The organism is Pseudomonas sp. CH235, assembly GCF_004368175.1.
GTDB lineage: Bacteria > Pseudomonadota > Gammaproteobacteria > Pseudomonadales > Pseudomonadaceae > Aquipseudomonas > Aquipseudomonas paraglycinae.
Map to the genome: position 1 here is coordinate 62730 of NZ_RRZJ01000018.1, position 15311 is coordinate 78040.

Here is a 15311-nt window from a genome sequence, read left to right on the forward strand (position 1 = left end):
TGCGCAGGAGTATTCACAGTAGCCCAAGGACCGCGATGGCGTTCGCAAACTGTATGGATAACTCTGCGCTCAGCTGTAACAGCCCGATTGCCGTGGTTTGTGGCTAGATGAATACACCTCCCTGCCACCCTCGAATCTGGTTGCCCTCATGTCTTCGCGCGAAAACACCGGCATGGCCCTCGGCCTGCTCGGCGTGGTGATTTTCAGCCTTACCCTGCCCTTCACCCGCATCGTGGTGCAGGAACTGCACCCGCTGCTCAACGGCCTCGGTCGCGCGTTGTTCGCGGCGATTCCGGCAGCGGCGCTGTTGTTGTGGCGACGGGAAAAGTGGCCGACCTGGAAGCAAGTCAAAGGCCTGAGTCTGGTGATCGCCGGGGTGATTCTCGGTTTCCCGGTGCTGTCGGCGTGGGCCATGCAGACCTTGCCGGCGTCCCATGGCGCGCTGGTCAACGGTTTGCAGCCGCTGTGCGTGGCGCTGTACGCCGCGTGGCTGTCCCATGAACGCCCGTCGAAAGCCTTCTGGGCCTGCGCCGCGTTGGGCAGTGCGCTGGTGCTGGGTTATGCGTTGTACACCGGCGCCGGCAGCATTCAGGCCGGGGATTTGTTGATGTTGGGTGCGATCGCGGTAGGCGGTCTGGGTTATGCCGAGGGCGGGCGTCTTGCCCGCCAGATGGGCGGCTGGCAAGTGATCTGCTGGGCGCTGGTGCTGTCGACGCCGCTGCTGATCGGCCCGGTGCTGTATCTGGCTTTCCAGCATCAGGGCGCGGTGTCGGCGAAAACCTGGTGGGCCTTCGGCTACGTCGCGCTGTTTTCGCAGTTCCTGGGGTTCTTCGCCTGGTACGCCGGGCTGGCCATGGGTGGCATTGCCCGGGTCAGTCAGATCCAGTTGCTGCAGATCTTCTTCACCATCGCGTTTTCCGCGCTGTTCTTCGGCGAACACGTGGAGCCGATCACCTGGCTGTTCGCCTGCGGCGTGATCGCGACGGTGATGCTCGGGCGCAAGACCGCGGTGCGCCCGGCTCAACCGGGCACATTACCGGCCGGGGTTCAGCTCAAGCCTTGAGTTTCAGCAGGCCATCGGCGAGCAGCAGGGTTTCGAGGCAGTGCTCGCTGATCTGGTAGAACGCTTTCAATTCCTGAATCTTCACCAGCAGCTGAGTCGGGTCCACCGGCTCGGCGCGCTTCACGGCGAGGATCATCTTGTTCTTGTTGGTGTGGTCCAGGGAGATGAACTCGAACACCTTGGTCTCGTAACCGCAGGCTTCAAGGAACAGCGCACGCAAGCTGTCGGTAACCATTTCCGCCTGCTGGCCCAGGTGCAAGCCGTATTGCAGCATCGGCTTGAGCAGCGCCGGGCTCTGGATCTGCAAGCGGATCTGTTTGTGACAGCACGGCGAGCACATGATGATCGAGGCGCCAGAACGGATGCCGGTGTGGATCGCGTAGTCGGTGGCGATGTCGCAGGCATGCAGGGCGATCATCACGTCCAGCTCGCTCGGCGCCACGCTGCGCACATCACCGCATTTGAACACCAGCCCCGGGTGTTCCAGCTTCGCGGCGGCGGTGTTGCACAGGTTGACCATTTCTTCGCGCAGTTCGACGCCGGTGACTTCGCCCTCGGCCTTCAGGGTGTTGCGCAGATAGTCATGAATGGCGAACGTCAGGTAACCCTTGCCCGAACCGAAATCCGCCACCCGCACCGGTTTATCCAGCGCCAGCGGTGACGAGGTCAATGCGTGGCTGAACACTTCGATGAACTTGTTGATTTGCTTCCACTTGCGCGACATCGCCGGGATCAGCTCGTGCTGGGCGTTGGTCACGCCCAGATCCTTGAGGAACGGCCGGTTCAGATCGAGGAAGCGGTTTTTCTCGCGGTTGTGCTCGGCGGACGGCACTTCGCGCAATTGCTGGGGTTTGCTCATGAACAGCGAGCTCTTGCCCTTTTTGCTGTATTCGAGCTGGGCTTCGTCCGTCAGCGCCAGCAAATGCGCATTTTTGAACGCCGCCGGCAGCAATCCGGCAATCATCGTCACCGCTTCGTCCAGCGGCAGGTTCTTGGTGATGTCGCGGGTCTTGTAGCGATAAACGAACGACAGGCACGGCTGCGCCTTGACCGTCACAGGCTTGATGATGATCCGCTGCAGATCCGCTTCTTCGCCGACGTACTTGGCCAGCACCAGTTTGATGAAGCCGTTCTGTTCGAGGCTGGTTTGCAGCAGCTCGATGAACCGGGCGTGGTGATCGGGCGCCGGTTTGGCAGATGCGGAAGGAGCGGTAACGGACATGGGAAAAAGCGGCCTCGGACGGGCAAATCGGGAATGGACGCTAGTTTAGGGGGGATGGCGTTCGAGGGCACGGCTAATTTCCCGAACGGCTTATCCCAACACCACCAACCGATTCGGCAACTCATTCCTCACCTGCGTCACCGGCACATGCACCTTGAGTAACTCGCCGCACGCCTCGATACACGTGACAAACCCCTGCAACGTCTGCCCCTGCCGTACCTGCTCGGTAAACGCCGCGACAATCGAGTCCCAGCTCTTGTTATCCAGCTTCTTGGAAATCCCCTCATCCACCAGAATTTCCACATACCGCTCCGCCTCGCAGACAAAAATCAGCATGCCGGTGCTGCCCACCGTGTGATGCAGGTTCTGTTCGAGAAACTGCCGACGCGCCAGGTTCGAGGCGCGCCAGTGCCGAACGTGGCGCGGGATCAGATGAGTGGTGACCTTGGGCAGGCGAAACACCAGGCACAGCACGACAAAACTGACCCACTGCACCAGCAACAGGCTGTGCATCGTCAGCCAGCCCGTCAGGTAATGCACGATCCCCGGCACCACCAGCGCCAGCAGACTGGCCCACAGCAGCGGGATGTACGCGTAGTCGTCGGCGCGGGCCGCGAGCACCGTCACCAGTTCGGCGTCGGTGTCGCGCTCGACCCGGGCGATGGCCTCGGCGACCTTGCGTTGTTCGTGTTCAGTCAGTAATGCCATGTCGTGTTGTGCCTGCTCATTATTGTTATCACCAGCCGCCGGAAGACCCGCCCCCGCCGAAACTGCCACCGCCGCCGCTGAAGCCCCCGCCTCCACCGCCGCCGCCAAATCCACCACCGCCAAAGCCGCCCCCTCCTCCGGAGCCGCCCCGGCCGGCGGGAAGGATACCGAGCATCTGGCAGACAAAAATAGTCAGGATGAACAACATCACCAGAAATACGAACAATGCCGGGTGGCGCGAGACGAAATCATCCGAGGGATCGCCAGCCGACTCATACACCGTGGACGGTTCGTCCAGCGGATTGCCGCCCAGCACCACCAGCATCGCCGCCACGCCGTCGCTGATGCCCTTGCTGAAGTTGCCGGCCTTGAACGACGGCGTGATCACCTGATGGATGATCACCGAACTCTGGGCATCGGTCAGGCGATCCTCCAGCCCGTAGCCGACTTCGATGCGCAATTTGCGCTCGTCCCGGGCGACGATCAACAGGGCGCCGTTGTTCTTGTCCTTCTGGCCGATGCCCCAGTGTCGGCCCAGTTCGACGCCGTAGTCCTCGATGGTGGCGCCTTGCAGGTTCGGCAACGTCACGACCACCAACTGCTCACCGGTTGCCTGTTCGTGGGCCTGCAACTGCTGGCTCAGTTGTGCGCGCACCGACGGCTCGATCATCTGCGCGTCGTCCACCACCCGCCCGGTCAGCGCCGGAAAGGTCAACTCGGCCTCGGCGCTGACGGCGAACAGCCACAGCATCAGCACCAGGCCCATCTTCAACACACGCATGGGCATCACCGCGTCAGAACTTCACTTCCGGGGCCTTGTCCGCGCCGGGGCTGGTGGCTTCGAAGGTCTCGCGGATCGGCAGATCGCTGTACATCACGCTGTGCCACAGGCGACCGGGAAAGGTGCGGATCTCGGTGTTGTATTTCTGCACAGCCAGAATGAAATCACGACGGGCCACGGCGATGCGGTTTTCCGTGCCCTCGAGTTGCGATTGCAGGGCGAGGAAGTTCTGGTTGGCCTTCAGGTCCGGGTAACGTTCGGACACCACCATCAAGCGGCTCAAGGCACCGGTCAGTTGATCCTGGGCCTGCTGGAACTGCTTGAGCTTTTCCGGGTTGTCGAGGGTGCTGGCATCGACCTGGATCGAAGTCGCCTTGGCCCGGGCCTCGATCACCGCAGTCAGGGTTGCTTCCTCGTGCTTGGCATAGCCCTTCACGGTTTCCACCAGATTGGGAATCAGGTCGGCGCGCCGCTGGTACTGGTTCTGCACCTGGCCCCAGGCAGCCTTGGCCTGTTCGTCGAGGGTCGGGATGTTGTTGATGCCGCAAGCAGTCAACAACGTGGCCAGCACCAGCAAGGTGGCGACCTGCAAACGCGAGCGGTAGACAGGACTGACATTCATCGGACGGGTGCTCCCTTGCACATTTCATGAAAATACGAGCGCGAAACCTTCTCGGTCGGCTCTTGGGGCATAATCGCCCGCGCCACTGGATTGCGGCGGGCCGATGGGCTAAAAAGAGGCCCTGCGCGATCACGCTGCTCGATCCGGCAGCGTTTATTCGGCGTCGTTTTTTGCGTCAACACCCGAACAACAATAGTCGCTCCCTAAATTTTGGCTGGCCGGCGTTGTAACGCCGTTTGCGCCCTTGAGAAAACTATTCATGAAGAAGCTGTGTTTGCTGGGCCTGTTCGTCAGCCTGGCCAGTCATCAAGTACTGGCCGCCACGACCCCGGTACCCCTGGAAAACAAGGATGCGTTCATCAGTAACCTGATGAAACAAATGACCCTCGACGAGAAGATCGGCCAGTTGCGCCTGATCAGCATCGGCCCGGAAATGCCCCGCGAGCTGATCCGCAAAGAGATTGCCGCCGGCAACATCGGCGGCACCTTCAACTCGATCACCCGCCCGGAAAACCGCCCGATGCAGGACGCTGCCATGCGCAGCCGCCTGAAGATTCCGATGTTTTTCGCGTACGACGTGATCCACGGTCACCGTACGATATTCCCGATTCCGCTGGCCCTGGCATCGAGCTGGGACATGGACGCCATCGGCCAGTCCGGGCGCGTAGCAGCCAAAGAAGCCGCCGCCGACAGCCTCGACATCACCTTCGCGCCGATGGTCGACATCTCCCGCGACCCGCGCTGGGGCCGCAGCTCCGAAGGTTTCGGTGAAGACACCTACCTGACCTCGCGCATCGCCAAAGTCATGGTCAAGGCCTATCAGGGCGAGACCCCGAGCGCGGCCGACAGCATCATGGCCAGCGTCAAGCACTTCGCCCTGTACGGCGCTGTCGAGGGTGGTCGCGACTACAACACCGTCGACATGAGCCCGGTGAAGATGTACCAGGACTACCTGCCACCGTACCGCGCCGCCATCGACGCCGGCGCCGGTGGCGTGATGGTGGCGTTGAACTCGGTCAACGGTATTCCGGCCACCGCCAACACCTGGCTGATGAACGACCTGCTGCGCAAGGACTGGGGCTTCAAGGGCCTGGCAGTCAGCGACCACGGCGCGATCTTCGAACTGATCAAGCACGGCGTGGCCCGCGATGGGCGTGAAGCGGCGAAGCTGGCGATCAAGGCCGGCATCGACATGAGCATGAACGACACCCTGTACGGCAAAGAGCTGCCGGGGCTGCTCAAGTCCGGCGAGATCGAACAGAAGGACATCGACAACGCGGTGCGTGAAGTGCTCGCTGCCAAGTACGACATGGGCCTGTTCAAGGACCCGTACCTGCGCATCGGCAAGGCTGAAGACGATCCGGCCGACACCTACGCCGACAGCCGTCTGCACCGCGCCGACGCCCGTGAAGTGGCCCGCCGCAGCCTGGTGCTGCTGAAAAACCAGAACGAAACCCTGCCGCTGAAGAAAACCGCGAAGGTTGCGCTGGTCGGTCCGCTGGCCAAGGCCCCGATCGACATGATGGGCAGTTGGGCTGCCGCCGGTCGTCCGGCGCAATCGGTGACCCTGTTCGACGGCATGAGCAATGTGATCGGCGACAAGGCGAACCTGATCTACGCCCGTGGCGCCAATATCACCAGCGACAAGAAGGTTCTCGACTACCTGAACTTCCTCAACTTCGACGCCCCGGAAGTGGTCGATGACCCGCGTCCGGCCAACGTGCTGATCGACGAAGCGGTGAAAGCCGCCAAGGACGCCGACATTGTGGTTGCAGCCGTGGGTGAATCCCGTGGCATGTCCCACGAATCGTCGAGCCGCACCGACCTGAACATCCCGGAAAACCAGCGCGAACTGATCCGTGCCCTGAAAGCCACCGGCAAGCCGTTGGTGCTGGTGCTGATGAACGGCCGTCCGCTGACGATCCTCGAAGAGAAAGAACAGGCTGACGCGATTCTGGAAACCTGGTTCAGCGGCACCGAGGGCGGCAACGCCATCGCCGACGTGCTGTTCGGCGACTACAACCCGTCGGGCAAACTGCCGGTGACCTTCCCGCGCTCCGTGGGCCAGATCCCGACCTACTACAACCACCTGAGCATTGGCCGGCCGTTCACGCCGGGCAAACCGGGCAACTACACCTCGCAGTATTTCGATGACACCACAGGTCCCCTGTTCCCGTTCGGTTACGGCCTGAGCTACACCGACTTCAGTCTGAGCGACATGGCGCTGTCGTCGACCACCCTGAACGCCACCGGCAAGCTCGACGCCAGCGTCATGGTCAAGAACACCGGCAAGCGCGACGGCGAAACCGTGGTGCAGCTGTACATTCAGGACGTCACCGGATCGATGATCCGTCCGGTCAAGGAGCTGAAGAACTTCCAGAAAATCATGCTCAAGGCCGGCGAGCAGAAGGTCGTGCACTTCACCATCACCGAAGATGACCTGAAGTTCTACAACGCCCAGCTCAAGTACGCGGCCGAGCCTGGCAAGTTCAACGTGCAGATCGGCCTGGATTCCCAGGACGTGACGCAGCAGAGCTTTGAGTTGCTGTAACAGTTTTCACACTGCAAAAATTTGTGGGAGCTGGCTTGCCAGCGATGGCGGACGCACAGTCAACGAAGATGTTGAACGTGCCGGCCTTATCGCTGGCAAGCCAGCTCCCACAGGTCCTTCTAAAGGTATGAAAGCTGCGACTAGCCGCGACGATCGAGCAGATTGACCACCACCCGATCCACCCAGCCCCACACCCGCTGCTTCACCCGCCGCCACAGTGGCCGTTTCCGCCATTCCTCCAGGCTCACCTGCTGACTCAGGCCGAAGTCCTTCTCGAAACTCGCCGCCACCGCTGCCGTCAATGACGTGTCCAGCGCTTCCAGATTCGCCTCAAGGTTGAAGCGCAGATTCCAGTGATCGAAATTGCATGAGCCGATGCTGACCCAATCGTCCACCAGCACCATTTTCAGGTGCAGGAAACACGGCTGGTATTCGTAGATTTTCACCCCGGCCTTGAGCAGGCGCGGGTAGTAGCGATGCCCCGCGTAGCGCACCGACGGATGATCGGTGCGCGGCCCGGTCAGCAGCAGGCGCACGTCGAGGCCACGGGCAGCGGCCTTGCGCAGGGAGCGGCGGATTTTCCAGGTCGGCAGGAAATACGGCGTCGCCAGCCAGATCCGCTGCTGGCCGCTGTTCAGTGCACGGAACAACGATTGCAGAATGTCGCGATGCTGGCGGGCGTCGGCGTAGGCCACGCGGCCCATGCCCTCGCCCGTGTCCGGCACGCGCGGCAGTCGTGGCAGGCCGAAATGCGCGTTGGGCCGCCAGGCCCGGCGATGGCGGTTGGCGATCCATTGGCGGTCGAACAGCAACTGCCAGTCGAGCACCAGCGGGCCGGTGATTTCCACCATGACCTCGTGCCATTCGCTGGTGTCGTGGCCCGGCGTCCAGAACTCATCGGTGACCCCGGTGCCGCCGACCACCGCCAGACGCTGGTCGACCAACAACAGCTTGCGATGATCGCGATAGAAATTGCCGACCCAGCGCCGCCAGTTCAGCCGATTGTAAAAACGCAGCTCGACCCCGGCACCAGTCAGCCGCCGGCGCAGCGTGAGGGTGAACGCGAGGCTGCCGTAATCATCGAACAGGCAACGCACCCGCACGCCCCGCTCCGCCGCCAGTACCAGCGCCTGCACGATGGTTTCGGCACAGGCACCGGCTTCCACCAGATACAGCTCCAGTTCGATCTGCTCGCGGGCGCGGGCGATCTCGTCGAGCATGCGCGGGAAGAATTGCGGGCCGTCGATCAACAGCTCGAAGCGGTTGCCATCACGCCACGGAAACACCGCGCCGCGCATGTCAGCGCGCCGTGAAGATCAGCACCGCACCCACCGGCACCGACAGACTGATGGCCGACAGGCCGGCCATGTTGCGCAGGCTTTCCAGGCCCGGCAGCAGATCGAAATCCTCGGCGCTGATCACCAGCGGCTCCAGCGTCACCACTTGAAAGCGTCGGTCATCGAGACGCGTGGCAAGCAGTTCGGCGGGGTATTCGTGCTGTTTGCCGTGCAGGTTGACGGTCAGCGGCAGGCGCAATTCAAGCTGTGCACCGGGGGCCAGATCGTTGATCGGGCGCAGGTCGATCTGGGTGGTGATGGTCGCCTCGGGGAATTGCTCGATCTGGAACAGCTCCTTGCGCATGCGCTCGTCGCGCAGCGGGATGCCGCTGTTGATCGAATCCAGTTCGACTTCGACCACGGCGCGGCCATCGGGATCGACCTTGCCGTGCAGTACCAGAAAGCGCTGCACTTCGGACACGTTGGCGTTTTTCGTGCTGACGAACGACAGCCGCGACGACTCGCCGTCCAGATACCAGTTGGCCTGGGCCGGCAGCGCAGCGGCGCCCAGCAGCAGGCCGGCGAAGGCGTTGCACAGAGAACGGTTGAACATTGAAGACTCGTGGGGCCGATAAACCTGCACGAACCTTAACTGGCCTTGGCGTTATTGCAAACTGTCAGTCTCTGCAAACACTCAGGCCAATGCCTGCTGCACCTCGCCGATGGTCGACGCGAGGCTGTTGAGGTGCAGGCTCAGCACCCGCTCCACCGGCGCCTGATCCATTGGCCAGTGCAGCGCCATGCTGCCGACCAGCCGCCCTTGGGCACGGATCGGCAAGGCCACCGCGCGAATCAGGAACGGCAGACGCACCGGGTATTCCCAATAACCTTCGGTGCGCTGGCCGAAGCCCTGATGCAAGGCTTGTTCGGTGGCCTGCAACACACCGTCATCCGCCAGTTGTTCTCGTTCGGCCAGACGCTTAACGTCCTGGCTGTCGAGTTCACCAAGACACGCGCGGCCCATCGCCGAATGGAACAGGCTGGCGTGATGGCCGACGATCTGGCAGTTGGTTGGATAGCGTTTGCGCAGCACCTGCGGAATCGCACTTTCCATCACTTCGACCCGCTCGCCGTCGAAGCACGACAGATCCGCCACCAGCCCGGTGCGCTCGCTGAGCTCCAGCAGCATCGGCGCGGCGCTTTCCACCAGATGGCGTTTGAAGCGTTGCTGACGATCACCGAACAGCCGTTTGGCGCACAACCGGTAGCGACGGTCGCTGAGGCCGCGATAGATCCAGCCCTGCTCCTGCAAGGTCGCGAGCATCCGCGACACCGTGGCCTTGGGCAGAGTCGTCAGGTAGTGCAATTCCTCCAGCCCCAGCGCCTGATGCTCGCCGAGCAACTCGACGATGGCCAGCGCCCGTTCGACCGAGCGCACGCTGCCGGTGTCTGCCTTGCTGCCCATGTGTTCGACCTCCATGGATGCGGATGAAAGATCACTTCGTGCAGCAAGATGCGGGCCGCTCAGGCCGATTGCAGGCATGCCGGCGGTCGCCGTTCGACCCAGCGGGTCAGCTGTTCATGGGCGTAGGCCAGTTGTAGCACCGCCCGATCCGCCTGGGCCGGGCCGATGATTTGCAGGCCCATCGGCAGCCCGGCCGGGTTGAAACCCACCGGCACGCTGATGCTCGGCAACCCCGCCAGGGTCGGGCCGATCACCACCTCCATCCAGCGGTGATAGGTGTCCATGGTTTGCCCGCCGACGACTCGCGGCCACGGCTGCTGTGCATCAAAAGGGAACACCTGGGCGGTGGGCAACAGCAGGAAATCGTAACGCTCGAACAACTCGCTCAACGCGCGATACCACTCACTGCGCGCGACCGACGCCTGATAGACCTCGGCTGCCGTCAGACGCAAACCGCCCTCGATTTCCCATTGCGCTTCGGGTTTGAGCAGCGCCCGTTTTTGCGGGTCGGCATAGGCCGCGCCGAGGCTGCCCTGCACCAGAAAATGCCGGTGGGTGAGCCAGGTCTGCCACAGGCGCTCCATGGAAAAGTCCGGCTGGCAGGCCTCGACCTGACAGCCCAGCGCACTGAAATCCACCAGCGCCGATTCACACAGGCTCAACACGCCGTCGTCCATCGGCAGATAGCCGTTGTAATCGCCGAGCCAGCCGAGGCGCAGACCGCTGCAGTCCTGTTGCAGATCCAGCCCGAAATCCCGTGGTTCATCAGCCAGCGACAGCGGCACGCGCGGATCGTAGCCGGCCTGGGTCGAGAGCAACCGCGCGACGTCGGTGACCGTGCGCCCCATCGGCCCTTCGGTGGCCAGTTGCTGGACGAACACTTCCGGCATCGGGCCATGGGGCACGCGGCCCTGGGACGGGCGGAAGCCGAACACGTTGTTGAACGCCGCCGGATTGCGCAGCGAGCCCATCATGTCGCTGCCATCCGCCACCGGCAGCAGACGCAGGGCCAGCGCCACCGCCGCTCCGCCGCTGCTGCCGCCGGCGATCAGGCCCGGATCGTAGGCGTTGGTGGTGGTGCCGAACACGCTGTTGTAGGTCTGCGAGCCGAGGCCGAATTCCGGTACGTTGCTTTTGCCGATGATGATCGCGCCGCAGGCGCGCACCCGCGCCACGCTGATCGCGTCGTGCTGCGGCACTTGCTCGGCGAACAGCGGCGAGCCGAGGGTCGTGCGCAATCCGGCGGTGGCCGCCAGGTCTTTGATGGCCTGGGGCATGCCGTGCATCCAGCCCCGGGACTCGCCGCGATCCAGTTGCCGGTCACACTCATCGGCCTCGCTCAGCAGCACGTCCTGCGGGCGCATCGACACCAGCGCGTTGACCATCGGATTGAAGCGGTCGATGTGCGTCAGGTAGGCCTGCATCACCTCGCGGCACGACACCTTGCGGGCATGGATCGCCCGGGACAGCGCATCGGCGTCGAGGGCGACAATCGGATCAATGGCTAACGGACTCACGGTTTCACTCCCAGGTTGAGCGCAACGGATTTCTTTGCGCGTGGTGCCTCCTGCAAACAGTAAGTACCGAGCAGGGTCAGCAGGCAAGCGAACAAGACATAGAACGACGGCGCCACCGGGGTGTTCAGAACTTTACTCAGCCAGGTGACGATCAGCGGCGCGAAACCACCGAACACCATCACCGCCACGTTGTAGGCCACGGACACGCCGGTGGAGCGCACTTCAATCGGGAACTGCTCAGCCAATGCGGTCGGGGCCGGGCCGAAGAATCCGCCAATCGCCGCGCACAGCAGCAGTTGCATCACCAGCAAACGCTCGATCGAAGGCGCCGCCGCAACCCACACGTAAAGCGGATAGACCATGACGAAAAACGCCAGGGTGAAGGCCATCAGCACCGGCCGCCGACCGAGGCGATCCGACAGGGCGCCGGAGAACGGAATCACCACGGTCATCAGCGCTACCGCGAGCATCTGCACCAGCAACACCTGATCCAGCGGCAGACCGAGATTTTTGTGGGCGAAGGTCGGCATGTTCACCAGCACCACGTAGAACGACACCGTCGCCCCGCATGCCAGGCCCATCGACACCAACAGGCTGCGGCGATGTTCGCGCAGCACCTGCCACAGGCCCGGAGCGGCGCCTTTGGCTTTCTTGCGCGCTTCGAGAAACTCTTCCGGCTCTTCCATGTGCTTGCGAATCCACAGGCCCACCGGGCCGATCAACAGGCCGAGCACAAACGGAATCCGCCAGCCCCAGCTGTCCAGCGCTTCGGGGGAAAACAGGTGCGTGACCAGCGCCACCATCGCCGCGCCGCTGAACACCGCCAGGCATTGCCCGACCAGTTGCCACGATCCGTACAAGCCCTTGCGATGGGCCGGCGCGCTCTCCACCAGAAACGCCGTGGCGCTGGCGTATTCGCCGCCCGTGGCAAAGCCCTGAAGCATCCGCGCTACTACGATCAGCAACGGCGCGCCCATGCCGATGGCGGCGTAGTTCGGCGCGAACGCAATCAGGGCGATGGACACAGTCATCAGGCGGATGATCATCTGCATCGCGGCTTTTCGACCTTTGCGGTCGGAATAAATGCCGAGCAGGATGCCGCCCACCGGGCGCATGAAAAAGCCGACGCCGAAAGTCGCCAGCGCCATCAGCAGCGAAGCGTAGTCGTCGTCGGACGGGAAAAATTGCCGGGCGATGATGCTCGCCAGAAAGCCATAAACGATGAAGTCGTACCATTCCAGGGCGTTGCCGATGACGGCGGCGACCACTTGCCGGGTGCGCGAAACGCCTGCGTTCGAAGTCTGCATGGGGATTCTCCAGAAGCTGTTGGTTGACCACGCAGGCACGTGCGCACCTGCGTTCCAGCGGCAGCAAAAAGTGAAGAAATCAGGCCGGCTTGAGCCAGCTCTCGGTGAGCGCGCCCCAATACGCCGCGCCGGTCAGCAGAATGTCATCGTTAAAATCGTAGGCCGGGTTATGCACCATCGGCCGCGCCACGCCGTTGCCGATGAACAGGTACGCGCCGGGGCAGCGCTGGAGCATCCAGGCGAAGTCCTCGCTGCCCATCAGTTTGGGTGTGTTGCCATCGACGGCGTCGGCGCCGACCAGTTCGACGCCGACCTGACGGGCGAACTCGTTTTCGGCGGCGTGGTTGACCAGCACCGGGTAGGCCGGGCGATGTTCGATGGTCGAGGTACAGCCGAAGCTTTCGGCCTGGGCTTCGATGATCGAGCGCACGCGGTTCAGGGTCTGTTCGCGAACCTCGGCATTCAGCGCACGCAGGCTCAGGCGCAGGATCGCCTGTTGCGGAATCACGTTCGCCGCTTCGCCGGCCAGCAATGCGCCGACCGTCACCACCGCTGCCTGCTGCGCGTCGATGTTGCGCGCGACCACGGTTTGCAAAGCCATCACCACACTGGCCGCAGCGACCAACGGATCCACCGCCAGATGCGGCATCGAGCCGTGGCCGCCGACGCCTTCAATCGTCACCGTGAGCAGATCCTGCGAAGCCATCATCGGCCCTTCGCGAAAGCCCAGATGCCCCGCCGGCAGGCCCGGCATGTTGTGCATGCCGAACAGTGCATCGCACGGAAAACGTTCGAGCAGGCCATCGGCGAGCATCGCTTCGGCCCCGCCTTGCCCCTCTTCGGCGGGCTGAAAAATCAGCGTCAGGGTGCCGTCGAACTGGCGGGTCGCGGCCAGATAACGCGCCGCACCGAGCAACATCGCGGTGTGCCCGTCGTGGCCGCAGGCGTGCATGCAGCCTTGATGGCGGCTGCTGTAGGCGACGCCGGTGTTCTCGATGATCGGCAGCGCATCCATGTCGGCCCGTAGCCCGAGTCTGCGTGTGCTGCTGCCGTTGCGCAGCACGCCGACCACGCCGGTCTTGCCGACGCCGGTGTGGACTTCATAACCCCAGTCTTCGAGCGATCGGGCGACCAGCGCCGAGGTGCGGCTTTCTTCGAAACCGAGTTCAGGGTGGGCGTGAATGTCCTGGCGGGTGGCGTGCAGGTCGCTGGCCACGTCGTTGAGCCAGGCCAGAATGTGCTGATGTCGGGGCATGACGGTTCTCCTCGCGCGGGTGTTCCCGGTCTTGTTGTTCGGTGTTGTTTCACGACACGTGAACGGCAGGTCGTGCTCACCGCCAGATAACCGCGAGACACGCGAGAGGACAATCGAATGTGGTTCCACAGGGTGGAACCGGATCAGGGTTGCAGGCGACAGCCCTGGCGTTCGCCTTGCCACCGGGCGCTGTTGCTGCGTCCCAGCCCGCTGGCGGTGACTAGTTTTTGCGTGCGGTCATCGGTCAGTTCGCTGGGCAGCCACTGCTTCACGTAGCCCCGGCAATATTCGGCGTCGTTGTTCATGACGTAACGGCACGAACAATATTCCTTGGCGGTGTAGGCGCTGATGATGTCCGGGAAGGCCCACAGGTTTTCGCGCTCGTGCCAGCCCCAACCCAGCAGCAGGACCAACAGCACCAGCAGGATGCGTCTGAACAGTTTCATGGCCGCACCGCCCCGAGCACACGCTTGAGCAATTCGTTGTGGCGATAGCTGCCATCGCGGTCATCGGCGTAGCGCACGATCACCAGTTTCTCACTCGGGATCACATACAGCGCCTGACCCCAGTGGCCGAGAGCGACGAAGGTGTCGGGTGGTGCGTCGGACCATGGCGAGGCGGCGCCGTCTGCCGGGCGATTGAGCCACCACTGGCCGCCGGGCACGGCTTCGTCCTGATGGGCCTTATAGCCGGCGAAGGGTTGTCGGTTGAAGGCGACCCAGTCTTTGGGCAGCAACTGCCGGTCGTTCCAGCGTCCGTCCCGTTCCATCAGCAGGCCGATTCGCGCCAGATCCCGGGCCGTCATATAGGCGTATGAAGAGGCGACGAACGTGCCCGTCGCGTCGGTTTCCCATGTGGCATGGCGGATGCCCAAAGGATCGAAAAGCGCTGTCCACGGATAGTCGGGATAACGCTGCGGACCGACGATGGTTTTCAGCGCCGCCGCCAACAGATTGCTGTCGCCGCTGGAATAGCGGAACGCCTGCCCCGCTGGCGCGTAGCTGTCGTGATCGGCGGTGAAGGCGGCCATGTCGCGGTGGCCACGGGTGTAGAGCATCGCCACCACCGAGGATTTCAGCGGGGCGTATTCGTAGTCTTCCTGCCAGTCGATGCCCGAGGCCCAGTGCAGCAGATCCTTGAGGGTAATGGCCGGGTGTTTTTCCAGCGCCGGATAAAACTTCGCGGCCGGATCATCGAGCTTGAACAGGCCTTCGCCGTACGCCACGCCGAGCACCGCGGCCATCAGGCTTTTGCTGATCGACCAGGTCAGGTGCGGAGTGTCGGCGGTGGTCGCGGCGGCGTAGCGTTCGTAGATGAGCTGGCCGTCACGGATCACCAGCAAGGCGTCGGTGCGGATGCCTTTTCGGGTGCTGTCATCGCGGGTCGGGAAGGCGTAGGCCTCCAATGCATCGACGGCCGGGCTGGTGAGTTTCGGGCCGGTCGACCACTGCTCGCCCGGCCATTGTTCGGCCTGAACCGTGAAGCTGATCAGCAGCAGAAACAGGGACAGGCCTTTGAACATGGTGAGGGCTCTGGAGATGAA

At 63.1% G+C, this 15311-nt stretch carries 14 protein-coding genes; 2 read left to right on the forward strand and 12 right to left on the reverse strand.

The features are described 5' to 3' along the window. Positions 1-148 precede the first annotated feature (148 nt). A complete protein-coding gene (locus EIY71_RS18730) occupies positions 149-1063 on the forward strand; it encodes a DMT family transporter (protein WP_085747260.1) in 915 nt (304 codons plus the stop codon). Here the strand turns inward: EIY71_RS18730 and EIY71_RS18735 are convergent. The 4 genes from EIY71_RS18735 to EIY71_RS18750 form a co-directional block, all read right to left on the reverse strand. Then, entirely contained in the window at positions 1053-2285 is a 1233-nt protein-coding gene (locus EIY71_RS18735) for an SAM-dependent methyltransferase (RefSeq protein WP_085747261.1), read from the reverse strand. The two genes, EIY71_RS18730 and EIY71_RS18735, sit on opposite strands and share 11 nt — an antisense overlap. A gap of 90 nt (positions 2286-2375) precedes the next feature. Continuing rightward, positions 2376-2993 (reverse strand): TPM domain-containing protein, encoded by a 618-nt coding sequence (locus EIY71_RS18740; RefSeq protein ID WP_085605448.1) that lies wholly within the window; start codon positions 2991-2993, stop codon positions 2376-2378. Positions 2994-3021: 28 nt separating this feature from the next. Beyond that, positions 3022-3774 (reverse strand): YgcG family protein, encoded by a 753-nt coding sequence (locus tag EIY71_RS18745; RefSeq protein ID WP_134022678.1) that lies wholly within the window; start codon positions 3772-3774, stop codon positions 3022-3024. 13 nt (positions 3775-3787) lie between these two features. Beyond that, on the reverse strand, positions 3788-4396 hold the full coding sequence (locus EIY71_RS18750) for a LemA family protein (protein ID WP_064383000.1): 609 nt from the start codon (positions 4394-4396) through the stop codon (positions 3788-3790). A gap of 259 nt (positions 4397-4655) precedes the next feature. On the opposite strand from EIY71_RS18750, the gene bglX reads away from it, so the two are divergent. Next, entirely contained in the window at positions 4656-6947 is a 2292-nt protein-coding gene (gene bglX, locus EIY71_RS18755; protein WP_085748217.1) for a beta-glucosidase BglX, read from the forward strand. A gap of 140 nt (positions 6948-7087) precedes the next feature. Here bglX and EIY71_RS18760 read toward each other — a convergent pair whose 3' ends face one another. The 8 genes from EIY71_RS18760 to EIY71_RS18795 form a co-directional block, all read right to left on the reverse strand. Beyond that, entirely contained in the window at positions 7088-8245 is a 1158-nt protein-coding gene (locus EIY71_RS18760; protein WP_085748216.1) for a phosphatidylserine/phosphatidylglycerophosphate/cardiolipin synthase family protein, read from the reverse strand. Position 8246: 1 nt separating this feature from the next. Further along, positions 8247-8837, reverse strand: a complete 591-nt coding sequence (locus tag EIY71_RS18765) for a YceI family protein (RefSeq protein WP_085605441.1) — start codon at positions 8835-8837, stop codon at positions 8247-8249. Between the two features lie 81 nt (positions 8838-8918). After that, positions 8919-9689: an IclR family transcriptional regulator gene (locus EIY71_RS18770; protein ID WP_085683240.1), complete on the reverse strand. Its 771-nt coding sequence runs from the start codon at positions 9687-9689 to the stop codon at positions 8919-8921. A gap of 59 nt (positions 9690-9748) precedes the next feature. Next, positions 9749-11206, reverse strand: coding sequence for an amidase (locus EIY71_RS18775; RefSeq protein ID WP_129974295.1), 1458 nt, complete (start codon positions 11204-11206; stop codon positions 9749-9751). Continuing rightward, entirely contained in the window at positions 11203-12513 is a 1311-nt protein-coding gene (locus EIY71_RS18780; RefSeq protein ID WP_134022680.1) for a citrate-proton symporter, read from the reverse strand. Before EIY71_RS18780 ends, EIY71_RS18775 begins: the two co-directional genes overlap by 4 nt. A gap of 79 nt (positions 12514-12592) precedes the next feature. After that, positions 12593-13768, reverse strand: a complete 1176-nt coding sequence (locus EIY71_RS18785; RefSeq protein WP_134022682.1) for a M20 aminoacylase family protein — start codon at positions 13766-13768, stop codon at positions 12593-12595. A 143-nt stretch (positions 13769-13911) separates the two neighbouring features. Further along, positions 13912-14214, reverse strand: a complete 303-nt coding sequence (locus EIY71_RS18790) for an amidase (protein WP_134022684.1) — start codon at positions 14212-14214, stop codon at positions 13912-13914. Continuing rightward, entirely contained in the window at positions 14211-15290 is a 1080-nt protein-coding gene (locus EIY71_RS18795; protein WP_085748210.1) for a serine hydrolase, read from the reverse strand. Before EIY71_RS18795 ends, EIY71_RS18790 begins: the two co-directional genes overlap by 4 nt. Positions 15291-15311: the final 21 nt, after the last annotated feature.